This window comes from Flavihumibacter cheonanensis (genome assembly GCF_022352215.1).
GTDB classification, from domain to species: Bacteria; Bacteroidota; Bacteroidia; order Chitinophagales; family Chitinophagaceae; genus Flavihumibacter; species Flavihumibacter cheonanensis.
Genome location: NZ_JAKRWF010000002.1, coordinates 160,356 through 175,839, shown reverse-complemented (window position 1 = coordinate 175,839; position 15,484 = coordinate 160,356). Strand labels below are relative to the sequence as shown.

The following is a 15,484-nucleotide window of genomic DNA, read 5'->3' as shown; positions in this document are numbered from 1 at the left end:
GTTAGTTCAGGAACCGCCAATATAGAGGATAATTTCAGTCTATGCAAGCACCCAACTATATAATTCTTTTGCAAATTCCCTCCACAATGGCCGATCGAAGGCCCATACTTCAATGCTTTGTTCGAGGATGATAAACAAACCGGCATAAAGTGAAACCGGGTGGATTTTCTTCAGGTTTATCCAGTCATACACCCATAAAAACAGGATCAGACTATCGGCTAATACAAGCGCAAACCAGATTTCAGGATGGGGAATCGACGGAAAGTAATGCCGGAATCGAAACCAGGCGGGCCATAGAACCACAATTGTTGCCAGTAACATAAACCGTTTGTGAAAGTCGGGGCGGTTTCTGTTCCAGATTCCTGCAATTACTAAAGCGAAAAACAACAATCCGGAAACGATGGTTCCCAGAATAGATGAGTAGGCGCTATCTCCCAGTCCGGTTGCCAAATCCCGATCCACCACGAATTTTCCGGTCGGGAATAACGTTATTGCAATACCCGCAGCCAGGATCAATCCCAGTATGCCCAGCTTTGCATGCAGGGAATAGCGGGAGCGACGTATTAAAACGGCCTGGATAAAAAACAGGATGATCCATCCGAAAGCAAATGCACCATGAAAATGAATAATGAAAGGAGCTTGAAAGCTTCCCCGGGCAACAGGAAGAAAGAAGGTTTTGCCAAAACCGATAAAAGCAGCGGCTAGTCCTGTTAGTGACATGATAAGAAAAAAAGCAGAACGGCCGTTTTGGTTTTGGATAGAAGTAGACATTTTTTACCCGGTTGCTGTTTTACTAACTTTCATTTCCCATAAAACCAGCAGCATTATAATTGCTATTTCGCCCATAAAATAAAGCCACCCAATTGTTGTTATTTGTTGGAAATGTAATAGCAGAATTCCCAGACTGATGACACAATATACAGTATTTGCGATGGAGATAACAGTAAGAAAGGGCTTCCAGCGAGTAGGATTGAACCTTACATAATTGTACAAAGAGTAAGCGGCAAAACATACAGCGATTCCTCCAAGGAGTTTGGTGTAAAAATCCGGCAATCCGAATATGCCGGGAAATAATACAGGTAATAGAAGTAATAGGCTGGCTGTTCCCATTGCCCCCATGCCATCGATCAAAAACAGTTTTTTTGGATCATTCATTTTGTGGAATTGTGATGTTTGTCAAAACCTCCCGCATAATGCTGCTTACCTCTTTCATTTCGTTTTCATCCAAATGTCCAAAGCCCACCCGCATCGCTGTCAGGTTTTTTTGCTGATATAGCAGGGTTCGGGGAATGAATAGGTTTTTTGCTTCGCAGGCTTTACTGAACTGCGCCAGATTCAGTTCTCTTTTCCATTCCAGCCAGAAGGCGAGTCCGCCATTCGGGGGTTCAAACTGAAGTTGGTCGCTAAAATGTTCAGTCAGCAATTCAACCGTATTCTTTCTCCGTGCTCCATATACCTGAAGCGATTTCTTTAATAAACGATGCATCTCTCCCTCTTCAATTAGTTCACCCAATACCTGCTCCAATAATGGGTCACCCTGGCGATCCAGTACCTGCAGGTGTTTTTGCAGTTCAATAATCAGGTTTTCCGGAGCAACCACAAAGCCTGTCCGAAATCCGGGTGCCAGCGATTTTCCAAAACTTCCGCAATAGACAACCATACCACTGGTATCAGCACTCGCCAGGGGCAAAACGGGGCTTTTATCAAAATGGAAATCGTAATCAAAATCATCTTCCAGGATGATGAATCCAAATTCGGCAGATAACTTCAGGAGCTCCAATCGGCGGCCAGCACATAGGGTTACCGTCGTAGGATAGTGATGATGCGGAGTTATGTAAAGTAATCGAACCGGTTGCTTTTCGCAAAGTTTTCTGACTGCTTCTACATCAATTCCCTCTCCATCTACCGGTACCGTTTTGATGTGTGCGCCCGCCTGTTGAAAGATCATGTTCATGATGTAGTAGCTGGGGGTTCCAACTACAACGGTGTCGCCGGGCTGAAGCAGCAAATTTGCCGTTATAAAAAGGCTCATTTCTGTTCCCCTTGTAAGCAGGATATTGTCCGGTGAAACATGCAATCCGCGTGTGAGATTCAGAAAATTGGCCAGTTGCTTGCGGAAATACAGATTGCTTTCGGCCTGCTGGTATCCCAGGTGTCGCCGGTTGATTTTGCGTTTCAGGCTGGTGTTGTAATACCTGCTCAACTGATCCAGCGGTGTTAGCCGGTAATCCGGCAGACCATCATTCAGGTGGAGTCGGGCTTTGCTGCATCCAATTGGGTTATCCAGCAGGCTGGATTTTTTAAACTGAAAGCCGGTAAACGATGGATATTCAATTAATTGAACCGTTTTCCCGGCCTGGAATTTTATCGGCCTGGGGTCTGCTTTTCCAATTATAAAACTGCCTTTATTTGGATGAATTTCCAACCAACCCTGGGCTTCCAGTTCCTGGCAGGCCATAATGATCGTATTCCGATGCACCTGCAACGCTTTTGCGAGGATCCGGGTACCAGGTAAGCGGGTGCCGGCAGGTAGGTAGCGGCGCTGTATGGCATTGATCACCTGGTGCGCGATCTGCAGGTAAACCGGGGTTCCTGAGGATCGGTCCAGCTGAATGATAGACTCAAATGGTATGGTAACCGGACTAGTCATATTCTTAAAACTGGTACAGGTATATAGACCGGCAAGTTACTAGTTTTGTCCGCAAATTGAAATAAAGCAATGGTTTCCAGGAACATATTCATTAAAGCGACAGGCTTATTCACATTAGCAACCGGTTTATTTTCAGAAAGTTATGGTCAGAATAAACAGTCGGATCTAGATCCGGTAACAGTAACCGCTTCCGTAAACCCTATTCAGACTTCTCGTACCGGCAGGAATGTATTTGTAATAAAAGGGGATCGCTTCCTGGAATTGCCGGTTCAATCCGTTGATGAATTGTTACGTTTTTTGCCCGGCATAGAAATGCAGATGCGCGGACCCGCAGGCAGCCAGGGTGATATCGTACTAAGAGGCGGAAGTTTTCAACAAGTGCTGGTATTACTGGATGGGGTTCGCTTGAATGATCCCAATACCGGGCATTTTTCCGGTTATATCCCCCTGGCCCCGGCGGAAATCGATCGAATTGAGATTTTAAAAGGAGCAGGCTCCGCCATTTATGGAGCTGAAGCGGTGGGAGGAGTTATTCATATCATCACAAAAACCTATGCAAGCAAGGCGGATGGAGCAGACACGCTTGCCATACAGGCACAGGCTGCCATTGGAGAATATCGGTATGGATCGGTGCAGGCGGGGGCATTTTTGCGAAAGGGCCGTACGGCTTTCAGTGCGGGATTGTTATCGAATAACGCAGATGGACAACCGCAAAGAGGAACAAGAGGATTCTTTCACAATAATACGGTATCCGTATCGGCCAGTCAGTGGTTGAATGACCAGTGGAAAATTAGCGCCAGAGCAGCTTTTGACCATCGTGATTTTGGTGCGCAAAACTTCTATACCACTTTTGCATCGGATACGGCAACTGAAAAAATCAAAAGCTGGTGGTCACAGGTGCAGGCGCAGCGTGTGGGTAAGCGGGATCGCCTGGTGCTGGACCTGGGTTACAAACACCTGGTGGATCAATTCGCGTTTAATAATAGTTCGGTGGCAAACCGAAGTGTGAGCGAGCTCGTGCAGGCACAGGTTCGGGACGAGATCCGTTTTACGGAAAAGACAGAACTAACGGTCGGCTGGCAGTTTATCAGTAAAAAAATTGCTTCCAATGACAGGGGTAATCATACGGTTTTACAGAGTGGAGCATTTGTTGTGTTGAATCAGCAGTTAGGGGATAAATGGACTGTGAGTCCGGCACTTCGACTAGAATGGAATGAGCGCTCAGATGCGGAACTTATTCCGCAATTAAATATTTCTTATCACAGCGGGAACTGGCAATTGCGGGGAAGTGGGGGCAAAACAATTCGTGATGCTGACTTTACCGAACGCTTTAATAATTACAACCGCGCCCTGGTTACAGGCGGGCGGATTGGTAATCCGGGTCTGAATCCGGAACGATCCTGGAGTTATGAGCTGGGTGCAGATTATTTTTTCAACAGTCGCTTCAAACTGGCAGCTACTTATTTCCAGCGCTTTCATGAACAGTTGATTGACTGGACAAATACGCCCTATGCGGAGATGCCACGCAAGGAAAATTTATCCCCCACCGGTTCCTATGCATTGGCTAAAAATATTGCCCGTGTGAATACCAAAGGGGTGGAATTGGATGGACAATTTCAGCAACGGTTTAGTGAACACCAGGAACTCTGGGTAAACGCCGGACTAACCTGGATTGAATCCCGGAGCAATGAATCCACCCCTTCTCTTTATTTGTCTTCGCATGCGCGCTGGCTAATGAATATGAATGCACAATACCGGGTAGGAAGATTTTCCATGAGCCTGGGTGCCTTGTATAAATACCGGCTGGCACAGGAGGCTCCTGCAATTGGTGCGGCGTTAAACCAGGATTATTTCCTGCTAAACGCCAAACTGCAGGCAGCAGTATGGCAACAGAAACTTCGTGTATTCATCCAGGTAGATAATCTAACGGATGTCTCCTACCAGGATTTATTAGGTTCGGTTATGCCTGGCCGTTGGGTAATGGGTGGACTCAGTTTCAGACTCTGATCCACTAAGCATCTTTTGGATGTTGCTTGGGAGCTTCTTTTTTTGCAGGTCTGGTTGGCTTATCCAGATCAATCACTTTGATTACGGTCCGGATAATGTCAATCACGACCGGCGCACCAATTCCAAGTCGTTGTGCGTTGGTATTGGCCGGAACAATAGAAATGCTGGTTGGGTCAAATAAGATAAAATTGATCAAATTTTCTCCATCCTGGGTAGTTTCAGGAACATATACCTGTATGGTAGTTTTTTTATACCCATCCGGATAATAGCGGACATAATATCCTTCTGTATGTTGATACCATTGGTTCAGTTTGAATTCAGGATTGTGCATCTGCGAAAGTGTGCGGGGTACTGCAATGCGCTCATACGCCTCATACGAATTCACACCCGTATTGAAAATGTTCTGAATGTCTCCCAGTGTTCCACCTGAGGGCATAACTGCAGCAACCGTTTTTACGATCCCCATTACGCCGCCATTCAGTTCAAAGAGCTGTTTGGAATTTAGTAATCTTCGACCGGTGTATTGAACGGGTGTAGGAAGTTTGCTGAATTCGGTTCTGCTAACCACACCCCATAACAAAAGCTGAATATTCCTCTGATCTAGATCGTTAGCGGTTTGTGAATTTTTTAAAATGGTCTCGATAATTTCTTTGCGGGGATGATTCAGGGGAGCCTGGAAGTAGGCATCACGGGGTGTTGGATCGGGTGTGCCGGGCTGCAAACAATAGGATTTAAACTCCGCGGTATACAATCCCGGCTTTAAAACAAAACTGCCATTTTCGGTCTGGGGTTGCTCCACCATGGATAAAGATGCAGTGTCCTGCAATTCAAGGGTTTGCACGGAATACTGTGGTTCCATGGAAGTACTTGTAGTGACCGTTTTACGGGAGCTGCAGGCCATGAAAACCAGGTTGAAAAGAATGCAGGAGAGTACTAATCTTATCATGGTACAGACTCATTGGTTACCCTTATAACGAAATTTTCCGGGAGTCAGGTATATTACCGCTCTTCCAATTTTCCTGCTGGCAATGAAAGGAGCAGATAATTTTGATAGTATATGAGACCGGGATCATTGCTAACCATTTTCTTTTTGACTTTTTCATTGTTTTTGCAAGCCGGGACTATGGTCTATGACTATCCCCCTATCCAGGTAACTGTTTTCAATGAAAAGAAGGAACCTCTCGATTTTGTCAGTGTTCGTATTCTGCAAAAGGCTGATTCCGGCAGGGTGTTCAGTACGGTCAGCGATTCCACCGGTAATCTTGCCCTTCCGGATCTTAAACCGGGAGATTACCTGCTTTGTGTTAGTCGCGTTGACTATGAACCCGCCTGCCAGGATCTTATCATTTCTGCCAATAACACAAACACTACTCCACAGATACTTACTATAATACTGCATGCTTCCACACAATTAAGCACCGTAACTGTTACTGCTAAAAAACCTCCGGTTCAGTTTCTTTCTGACCGTACCGTGATCCGTGTAGATGCGAGTATCAACAATGCAGGTACTACTGCATTGGAAGTACTTGAACGTTCGCCCGGCATTACACTCGATAAGGATGGAAATATCAGTTTAAAAGGCCGCGACCAGGTACTGGTAATGATTGATAATAAACCCAGCTATCTGACAGGGGCCGAATTGAACGCTCTGCTGCAGGGAATGAGTAGTAATGACATTGAAACGATTGAGCTTATCGACAATCCGCCTGCCCGATACGATGCGGCAGGAAATGGTGGAATCATCAATATCAGATTGAAGAAAAACCGGCAGCGCGGTTTCAACGGCAACCTCAGTTTGTCGGGTGCACAGGGGATTTATCCAAAATCGAATAATGCCCTTTCGCTCAATTACTACAGTGGAAAAGTCAATCTGTATACTAATTACAGCATGACCATTAATCAGAATCTGCTGGATATGTACGCATTCCGCAGCTATTATGCGGATGATGATAAAACGCTACTGTCAACCCTGGAACAACCAACTTTTATCCAGTCGACCGCAAAGAACCATACGCTTAGAACCGGCATGGATTATACCCTGAATAAAAAAACATCGCTTGGTATTGCATTGGCAGGAACACAAATCGACCGAAACGGTACGGGCAGGGGTGAAGCGAGCTGGAAATCCGCCAACAACCTGCCGGATTCACTGATCCGTACCCGCAATTCCAATAGTACGGATTGGAAAAATGCTTCAATTAACCTAAACCTCCGTCATCAGTTTTCCGCCAAACAGGAACTTACCGCGGATCTCGACTGGCTGGGTTACCAGATCAAAGGCAGCCAGGGTTTTCAGAACATCCGGAGTGATAACAATTCTTACATGGAATCCTTCCTGGGAGAATTACCCAGCAAGATTAGGATCCTATCCTTTAAAGCGGATCACCAGTTACAACTTCCCAAACAATACAAATTGGAAACTGGAGTAAAATGGGCAGCTACTTCCACTAATAACAAAGCTGCTTACACCATCAATCAGGGCGGTGGCTGGGAAGAGGATCTTGGCAAAAGCAATCAATTCCTTTATGATGAACAGATACGTGCTGCTTACGCAAGCCTGGAGCGAAAGATCAATCGCTGGTGGTACCAGGTAGGGCTCCGATATGAACATACTTCTTTTGATGCACATCAGTTAGGCAATGCGGTTATTAAAGATTCTGCTTTTTCCAATCAATATGGAAGTTTGTTTCCCAGTCTGCAGGCCAGTGTAGAGCTTGATTCACTTAATGAACTCAGTTTAACCATGAATAAACGGATTGACCGGCCTCCTTATCAGCAACTAAATCCGTTTGTATTCATCATAAACAAATACACGTATCAGAAAGGGAACCCGTTGATGAAACCGCAGTTCACCTATACAGTTGAATTATCACATCGCTATAAAAACCTGTTGAGTACAAGTGTTTCGTATAGTGATACCCGTGATTATTTTTCACAAATCTTTTTATCTGATAGCACTGGTACGTTTTATTATTCAGAAGGAAATCTGGGAAGAAGAAAAATTCTGGGCCTTTCAGTTTCATTCAGTGAGCAATTGTTGCCATTCTGGAATTTCAGTTCACAAGCTGATCTTCAACATAAGAAGTTAAAAGGGTTTGTCTGGAAGCCATTGGAAGCAAGCATTACACAAATAAGCATTTCAATCAATAACCAGTTTAAACTCGGCAAGGGTTGGGCAATGGAAGCTTCGGGGTTCTGGATCAGTCGCAGCCAGGCCGATATACAGGAAGTGGTGGAGCCAACCGGGCAAGTTGGAGTGGGTATTTCTAAACAGGTACTAAAGAAGAAGGGAAGTCTGAAACTAACGGCACGTGATATTTTCTATACACAGGATATGGAAGGGTTTACCATTTTCAACCAGGCTACTGAGTATTTTCGCCTTCAGCGCGATACACGTGTAATTAATCTGGCCTTCACCTGGCGATTCGGCAAGCAAACTAAAACAACACCCCGCCGCACAAATAAAGTGGATGAAGCGGATCGGGTAAGTGGATAAAAAAAGAGCCGGTGGTTAGCCGGCTCTTTTTTTAGTTGCGTTTCTTTTTTCTTGCTTTCTTTTTCGATGGCTTGGCTGGCTCTTCTTTTTTACTCAAATCTTTGACACGGATATTCCGGAAGAACAGTGTATCTCCATGTCCGAGAAAACCGATATGCCCTGTTGTGCGTTTTAGACCAGGATGCTCCCGCTTATCTACTGTGCCATTGGCAGAAGCTGCGGCAAGATCACCTTCCGTAATAACGGTACCGTTCAGGGTCACTTTGATTTTATTGCCGATCAGTTCGATTTCCTGCTGGTTCCATTCACCTACAGGTTTCAGGTAACCGCGTTTGGCAGCTAATACACCGTATACAGAACCATGGTACTGGTAAACCTGCAGATTTTTATAGATATCAGCATCATTATCCAGGATCTGAATTTCCATTCCTTCATAAGCGGCGTCTCCTTCAAGTGGAGCACGTACGCCTACCCCGTTGTTGGCACCAGGGGTTAATTTAAATTCGAAACGGAAAACAAAATCGCCGTACTCATCTTTGGTGAAGAGGTTGCCATGTCCGCCTCTTTTCGGGTATACGGCAATATTACCATCTTCAATAATGTAGGCGGATTTGTTACCAACCCATTCGTGCAGGCTGGTACCATCGAACAGTACTTTAAATCCTTCCGCTTTCTCAGCTTCACTGAGCTCAAAAGGCTCTGGAGTTTTAATTTCCCGGATAAGTACATCACGATAGGCAACATAGGTTCCATGTGCCTGTAATTCGATCTGCTCTTCGCGGAACAGGGGCAGATTGCGATCCCAGTAATTTTCCAGGGGAACTTTGTCAACCACCAGTTTGCCGTTGAGATAAACGGTAACCATATCGCCTTCCATGAGGATGCGGAACTGGTTCCAATCTCCTATTGCATTGTCAGCCACTTGAGTTGGCTTACTTGGGTTTTTTTGGTTATTGTAAAGTCCTCCTGATCCTACCTGTGCACCTACATCTCTGCGGGCAGTATCCCAGATCTGAACCTGTGGAGTACCACGCAGGTAAATCCCGGCATCGCCATCTTTGGTAATCTTCCAGTCGACGAATAGTTCAAAGTCGCGGTATTTTTTATCAGTACATAGATTATCTCCATGACCGTTAAATACCAGCAACCCGTCTTTTACTGACCAGCCTTCCCGCATTTTTGCATTGGCTTTGTCCTGCTCACGAGCAAGGGTGATAACATCCATTTGAGCGCGACTGATAGGATTTCCAACCAATCCTTTCCATCCAGTAAGATCGCGCCCATTGAAAAGGGGGGCGAAATCACCTTCTTTGGGCAAGCTGGCGAGATGTTTTCTTACGGCAGCTTTCAGGTAATCGCTTTCATTGCCGGAAACAGTGGCGATAGCTTTCTCCAGCATCTGATGAACCTGCGCGCCTTTCAACTGACCGTTATTCAGGCAGGCATTCATCACTGCATTGGCTGCAGCGTTTTTCAGGGAGGGATCGTCCATGAAACTGGCTGTATATAACAGTGCCGGATAGGTGCTGATATTCCCCAATTGGCTGATAAGTGCTGCCTTTTGTTTATTATCCGCTTTGGGCAGGAGGTCGCGGATCATCAAGTATTTGTTTTCAGCGGGTTGATTACTGCTGCGTAATTGCTGTATAAATGCTGCAATCAATGATTTGCTAAGTTCCGGCGTTTGTTCTGAATTGGCCAGGCGGAAAACGGAAGCAAGCGCTTCGCCATCTTTCCATCCGCCGAGAGCATCCGCCATTTTTATGCGTGACTCAGCACTGGCCGCATTAAATCCGCCAAGCACCTCCTGTTCAAATGCTTTGCCACCAAGAGAAGCCATTACCCGGTAATAGTTGGACTGCTTATTGGCTGGCAGAGAGCGGTATACATTCAATAGCTGGTTGGTTTGAAGGGTTGGATTTTTGATTCCCTTCAATGCGCTGATCACAATATCCTGACGGTTTTTAAGGTCCTGATCAGAAGGGCCATTCGCCAATAAGGGGAACAGGCTTTCGAGTTGATCCGGGATAACCATTTTTGAAAGCGCCTGAGCAGCTGCTTCTTTCAATTGTTTATCGGAACTGCTCAGGTAAGGCAAAACCATTGGCACCTGTGAAGCAGCGGCACGTTCTCCCAGCACATTGATGCTGGCAATTTTTCCTTCTGTTCCGCTATTTGCAAGTGCGGCGGATGCAATTTCAATAGTGGAAGCTCGTTCCCCCAGCAAAAGGGCTTTTTGAATACCCATTGCTTCCTGCAAATTGGAAGATTTAAGGAGGTTCCCTAAAACAGGCAGTGCTTTGGAACCGGCCAGTTGAACGGCGGCATTCATCACGGATGAACGAATTGCCGGATCTTTTGAATCCAGTAATTGAAGCGCCATTGGTGCAGCTGCTTCGATGTTTTTAGAGGCCAGCAGGTTAACCAGCTCTGTTTTTGCTGCAGGATTCAGACTGCCTGCTGCTTTTATCCAGGCTGGAGCAGATTCCCTGGTAATATAAGGAGCAGCAAATTGGAGAGCCGACTGGCGATAGGCGGCATTTTTATCCTTTAAAGCGCCCTGTAGTAAAGGGATAGCTGCTTCTCCCTGGAGGTTACTGATCAGCTTGAGCAATGCGATTCGGGTAGCAGTCTGTTCTGGTTTGGTCAGGCTATTCATGAGGCTGCCTGCTTTTTTTACCGTGGCAGCTTTATTAGCTGTCTGTTGTCCAAGTAATTCCAGGTAGGCAGCGGTTGCCTCACTATTATCGAAACGGTATCCAGCCTGTTTTGCTGCAGCTGCCAGCATGTTTTCCGCGGCAGGTGATCCGATGGATGCAAGTGCATAATAAGCAGCATTTTTCAATGGACCATCTGCTGATTTGGCGATAGCAAGAATATCGGCCGTGGCAGGTTGATACTTTGCATATCCGAGTGACTGAACCAGGTAGAGTTTACTGTTTCCTTCAGCTGATTTCAGCGCTTCGTGTAAGGATGATAGTGATTCCTTGGTGTTTATGGTTGCCAATACACGGCTCGCGGCATCTGATAAGCGGTCTTTGGAGAGAAAGGGTTGCACATATAAGATAGCATCGTTTTTCCCAACCTGCTCCAGTTGTGCCAATAAAAATTGCTGAACAACCGGATCAGTTACCTGTGAGAGCACTTGTCCGTAAGCGTTAGTAGCCATAGAACGCCAGGCTTCTTTTCCTGTTTGTGTAGCATAAAAACTGAAGCCGGAGATGGCAAAATGCTGGCGGCTTTTATCGCCGCCACCTTCAAGTTGTTTGATTAGTTCTATCAGACCTTTTTCGCCCAGGTCGGCAACAGCCATGGCGTTATTGATCAGGTCGGTTGAATCGGCTGCAGGTGTTTTGGCCAGCAGATCTGCGATCTTGGTTGGTATGGTTCGGTTCTCATCGGTTTGGGCAAAGCTGTTATGGGAGGTAACAGCCAGCGCACCCGCCAGGATAAGAGAAAGATATGTTGGTTTCATAATTTGTTTGTCGGTTAATTGAATTAGATAGACCAGGGGCCGCGCATTGGCGGATTCATCAAGCGGTTTGCTCCTTCATCGTTGATAAAGACTTGTTGTACCGGGTCGAAATGCAGGGAGCGACCCAATTGCAGGGCGATCTTCCCGATATTCACAATGGTACAGGAGCGGTGACCATTCTGTTCGTTCAAAGCAAATTTTTTCCTGCCTTTAACGGCTTCTACGAAATCGGTGACCACCGGTGCGGGGTCAGGAAATTCTGCCAGTTTACGTTCGATATCGGGGATGGTACACTGAAAACCTTTGTAAAGTTTACCCTTTGGTCCTTCGATGTAGGCAGCATCTGTCATGCTGCCATCGCCATCCAGAATAATCTGGCAGCCATCTTCGTAGGTATAGGTTATTTTGCGCCAGGTGCCTACGGCATCATCGTGTTGTTGCGGAGCATCTACTGCCACATGAACCGGTGAATCATTGTCTTTGCCCAGGAAATATTGAATCGGGTCAAGATAATGCTGGCCCATATCACCAAGTCCGCCGCCATCGTAATCCCAGTAACCCCGGAAAGTGGTATGTACCCGGTGTGTGCTGTAGGGCTTATAAGGGGCAGGACCGAGCCACATTTCATAATCCAGTTCCTGCGGAACAGGTTCAACGGGCAGATCGGTTTTACCCACCCAATAAAATTTCCAGTCGAACCCGGTATGTCTACTAACGGTCACCTTCAGGGGCCAACCAAGCAGGCCGGAATCCACGAGTTTTTTAATGGGCTTCACGGTGGTATTCATACCATAGAAATTATCACTGAACCGGAACCAGGTATTGAGCCGGAAGATGCGGCCATGTTGCTGAACCGCTTCTACTACCCGTTTGCCTTCGCCAATAGTGCGGGTCATGGGTTTTTCACACCAGATATCTTTTCCTGCTTTGGCAGCATCTGCGGCCATGATACCATGCCAGTGTGGGGGTGTTGCTATATGAACAATATCTACTTCTGGCAAATTGATAAGTTCCCGGTAATCGCGGAAGGTTTTTACTCCGTTTCCACCTCCGAGTGCCTGAAGGGCCAGTTGGATATGACGGGTATCAACATCACAAATGGCAACGGTGCGTGTGCCGGCATATTCAAAATGCCCGCGTCCCATGGCGCCTACGCCAATCACCCCTTTTGTCAGGGTGTCACTGGGAGCTAAATAACCTCTACCTAATACATGCCGGGGAACAATTGTAAATGCGGCAATCGTTCCGACTGCGTTTCGAAGGAAACGTCGCCGGGAGTTTCTCTGTTGGCTTGACATAATGCTGGAATGATTTTGCGGGATTAAGTTACGGTTTTTAGAGGTCTGACTGTTCGGTGAATCAGATATGAAAAGCAGGCTTTAACAAGAGTGGCGTCTAAAAGGGTAAAAATCAGGAAACCTGGAACCGGATACGGGGATAAATTGGAGGAAAGGAAGAGGGAGGAAGGGAGGATGGAGGAAAGGAAGATGGGGAAGGGAGGAAAATCAAAAAACATGAAAATGCGGAAGATACTGGTTGCTGGAATTATTTCGGTTGGACTTTCCTGTATCGGAATGGACAGTGTTGCACAACCGTTGCCGGCACATAACCTGCGCTTCGATTCCCTGGCTGGACGCTGGGATGAAGGAATTCCACTTGGGAATGGATTGCTGGGTGCACTAATCTGGCAGAAAGAAGGTAGGTTACGCTTCTCCCTTGACCGGGCAGACCTTTGGGATCAACGACCCATGAAAGGATTGCATCGTCCGGAGTTTTCCTATAACTGGGTGTTTGGGCAGGTGATTCAGCAGGATTACGCACCTGTTCAGCGTTATTTTGATCATCCTTATGACCGTGAGCCTGCGCCCACAAAAATTCCGGGGGCAGCGCTTGAATTTGAAATTCAAAAGTTGGGTAAGGTAAATTCGGTTGAACTGGACATTAAGAATGCTGAGTGTAAGGTGCAATGGCAATCCGGTGCCCTTCTTCAGACCCTTGTGCATGCCAGTTTACCGATTGGGTTTTTTCGGTTAGAGGGAGTTGGGCCTGAAATGATTCCCGAGTTGCTCGCACCTCGTTACCAGGGTGCTGTTACCAACACAGGTGATCCGGTTGGAGGTGATGATCTATCCCGATTGGGGTATAAACAGGGTGTGATTACCCGAACCGCAAATAGCATGCTGTATGAGCAGGAAGGATGGGGCGGCTTTCGCTATCGGGTTTATGTTAAATGGAAACAGCGTGGTAAACGTAAGCTGGAAGGAGTCTATACCATTGAATCTTTTCCATTGAAGCAAAGCGGTAACAAAACATCCCTACTGGCGCGTAAATCACCACAGCAGATTGCTGATTCACTTTTGAATGCAGGATACTCAAGAGCACGTCAGGCGCATCTTGGCTGGTGGAAAACCTTCTGGTCGAAGTCGTCACTTCGTGTACCCGACCCTGTTATAGAAAAACAATGGTACCTGGAACAGTATAAATTCGGATCGGCGGCCCGTGAAAATACTCCCCCGATTTCGCTGCAGGCGGTTTGGACAGCAGACAATGGCCGTATTCCACCATGGAAGGGTGATTATCACCACGATTTGAATACCCAATTGAGTTACTGGCCTTCCTATACGGCCAATCACCTGGAGGAGGCAATGGGATATCTTAATCACCTGGATGAGAATAAACCCAACTACGAACGATATACCCGACTTTATTTTGGTGTGGATGGTTTGGCTGTACCCGGCGTAACCACCCTGAACGGAACCGAAATGGGAGGCTGGATTCAATATAGCTTATCCCCAACCGTTAGTGCCTGGTTGGCGCAGCATTATTATCTGCAATGGAAATATTCGATGGACACTGCATTTCTGCGTGAACGCGCCTATCCATGGGCCAGGGAAGTGGCCCGGTTTATTCGAAATATAACAGTTATAAACGAACGCGGTGACCGACACCTGCCAATCAGCTCTAGTCCGGAGATTAATGACAATTCCCTGGCTGCCTGGTTCCGGCAAACTACCAACTACGATCTGGCCTTAATGAAATATGCTTTACAGACAGCATCAGAAATGGCAAAGGCATTGGGGCTGCAGGCTGAGGCGGAAAAATGGGCTCAGGTGCTTGCAAGCTTTCCGGATTACGCTCTTACCGCTGATAAAGCATTGATGTTTGCCCCTACTATGCCCTATAACCAGAGTCACCGGCATTTTTCGCATTTGATGGCGATTCAGCCATTGGGATTGTTCAAATGGGAAGATGGTGAAACTTCACAGGCAATCATTCGTCAAACAATTGCTGAACTGGATCGTGTTGGACCATCTCAATGGTGCGGCTATTCCTATGCCTGGCTGGCAAACCTGAAAGCCTGGGCAAGGGATGGGGAAGGTGCAAGGAAGGCACTGGATGTTTTTGCCAGCGCTTTTTGTTCTGTGAACAGCTTTCATTTAAATGGCGATCAGACAGGTAAAGGATATTCAAGTTTTACTTACCGGCCGTTTACACTGGAAGGAAATTTCGCTTATGCATCCGGGTTACAGGAAATGTTATTGCAGAGTCATGCAGGATATATCAATTTGTTTCCTGCAATCCCTGCCGACTGGTCAAATTGCAGCTTTAAAAACTTCCGAACCCAGGGTGCTTTCCTGGTGGATGCCAGCTCTGAAGACGGTAAGGCTAAGCGGGTACTTATCCGTTCTGAAAAAGGTGGTGAAATACGGGTTTGGCTGGGAGAAGGATCCTGGACAATCCGACAACAGAAGTCCTGCGAAACGGATTTGAGTAAGAATGGCTGGCTAACCCTGAAAGCTGAAGTTGGTGGGCTGGTTGAACTATCCAGGAATGGAACTATTCCGTAACTTTCAAA

At 46.6% G+C, this 15,484-nt stretch carries 9 protein-coding genes; 3 read left to right on the top strand and 6 right to left on the bottom strand.

Annotated features, from left to right (window positions below; translation table 11 throughout):
* Positions 1-39 precede the first annotated feature (39 nt).
* Genes MD536_RS10020 through MD536_RS10010 form a run of 3 tightly spaced genes read right to left on the bottom strand, consistent with a single transcriptional unit; the run spans position 40 to position 2,650 of the window.
* Entirely contained in the window at positions 40-771 is a 732-nt protein-coding gene (locus MD536_RS10020) for a hypothetical protein (RefSeq protein ID WP_239598519.1), read from the bottom strand.
* Between the two features lie 3 nt (positions 772-774).
* Positions 775-1,155 carry a hypothetical protein gene (locus tag MD536_RS10015; protein WP_239598517.1) on the bottom strand — a complete coding sequence of 127 codons (381 nt, stop codon included), beginning with the start codon at positions 1,153-1,155 and terminating at the stop codon, positions 775-777.
* On the bottom strand, positions 1,148-2,650 hold the full coding sequence (locus MD536_RS10010) for an aminotransferase-like domain-containing protein (protein WP_239598516.1): 1,503 nt from the start codon (positions 2,648-2,650) through the stop codon (positions 1,148-1,150). The genes MD536_RS10015 and MD536_RS10010 overlap by 8 nt, the downstream gene beginning before the upstream one ends.
* A 69-nt stretch (positions 2,651-2,719) precedes the next feature.
* Between MD536_RS10010 and MD536_RS10005 the strand changes: the two genes are divergently transcribed.
* Positions 2,720-4,657, top strand: coding sequence for a TonB-dependent receptor plug domain-containing protein (locus tag MD536_RS10005; RefSeq protein WP_239598514.1), 1,938 nt, complete (start codon positions 2,720-2,722; stop codon positions 4,655-4,657).
* A gap of 4 nt (positions 4,658-4,661) precedes the next feature.
* On the opposite strand, the gene MD536_RS10000 is transcribed toward MD536_RS10005, so the two are convergent.
* Positions 4,662-5,603, bottom strand: a complete 942-nt coding sequence (locus MD536_RS10000; RefSeq protein ID WP_239598512.1) for a hypothetical protein — start codon at positions 5,601-5,603, stop codon at positions 4,662-4,664.
* Positions 5,604-5,714: 111 nt separating this feature from the next.
* Here MD536_RS10000 and MD536_RS09995 point away from each other — a divergent pair, with 111 nt between their 5' ends.
* Positions 5,715-8,153: a TonB-dependent receptor gene (locus tag MD536_RS09995; protein ID WP_239598511.1), complete on the top strand. Its 2,439-nt coding sequence runs from the start codon at positions 5,715-5,717 to the stop codon at positions 8,151-8,153.
* Between the two features lie 31 nt (positions 8,154-8,184).
* Here the strand turns inward: MD536_RS09995 and MD536_RS09990 are convergent, their stop codons facing one another.
* Together MD536_RS09990 and MD536_RS09985 are read right to left on the bottom strand one after the other, a co-directional pair.
* Positions 8,185-11,628 carry a DUF1080 domain-containing protein gene (locus tag MD536_RS09990; RefSeq protein ID WP_239598509.1) on the bottom strand — a complete coding sequence of 1,148 codons (3,444 nt, stop codon included), beginning with the start codon at positions 11,626-11,628 and terminating at the stop codon, positions 8,185-8,187.
* A gap of 23 nt (positions 11,629-11,651) precedes the next feature.
* Positions 11,652-12,926: a Gfo/Idh/MocA family oxidoreductase gene (locus tag MD536_RS09985; protein WP_239598508.1), complete on the bottom strand. Its 1,275-nt coding sequence runs from the start codon at positions 12,924-12,926 to the stop codon at positions 11,652-11,654.
* Positions 12,927-13,148: 222 nt separating this feature from the next.
* Here MD536_RS09985 and MD536_RS09980 point away from each other — a divergent pair, with 222 nt between their 5' ends.
* A complete protein-coding gene (locus tag MD536_RS09980) occupies positions 13,149-15,476 on the top strand; it encodes a glycosyl hydrolase family 95 catalytic domain-containing protein (RefSeq protein WP_239598506.1) in 2,328 nt (775 codons plus the stop codon).
* Positions 15,477-15,484: the final 8 nt, after the last annotated feature.

What these genes read in the sequence shown, in the direction of transcription:
- MD536_RS09995 (WP_239598511.1), top strand. Translation starts at nt 5,715, where the DNA reads ATGAGACCGGGATCATTGCTAACCATTTTCTTTTTGACTTTTTCATTG.
- MD536_RS10010 (WP_239598516.1), bottom strand. Translation starts at nt 2,650, where the DNA reads ATGACTAGTCCGGTTACCATACCATTTGAGTCTATCATTCAGCTGGAC.
- MD536_RS09990 (WP_239598509.1), bottom strand. Translation starts at nt 11,628, where the DNA reads ATGAAACCAACATATCTTTCTCTTATCCTGGCGGGTGCGCTGGCTGTT.
- MD536_RS10005 (WP_239598514.1), top strand. Translation starts at nt 2,720, where the DNA reads ATGGTTTCCAGGAACATATTCATTAAAGCGACAGGCTTATTCACATTA.
- MD536_RS09980 (WP_239598506.1), top strand. Translation starts at nt 13,149, where the DNA reads ATGCGGAAGATACTGGTTGCTGGAATTATTTCGGTTGGACTTTCCTGT.
- MD536_RS09985 (WP_239598508.1), bottom strand. Translation starts at nt 12,926, where the DNA reads ATGTCAAGCCAACAGAGAAACTCCCGGCGACGTTTCCTTCGAAACGCA.
- MD536_RS10020 (WP_239598519.1), bottom strand. Translation starts at nt 771, where the DNA reads ATGTCTACTTCTATCCAAAACCAAAACGGCCGTTCTGCTTTTTTTCTT.
- MD536_RS10015 (WP_239598517.1), bottom strand. Translation starts at nt 1,155, where the DNA reads ATGAATGATCCAAAAAAACTGTTTTTGATCGATGGCATGGGGGCAATG.
- MD536_RS10000 (WP_239598512.1), bottom strand. Translation starts at nt 5,603, where the DNA reads ATGATAAGATTAGTACTCTCCTGCATTCTTTTCAACCTGGTTTTCATG.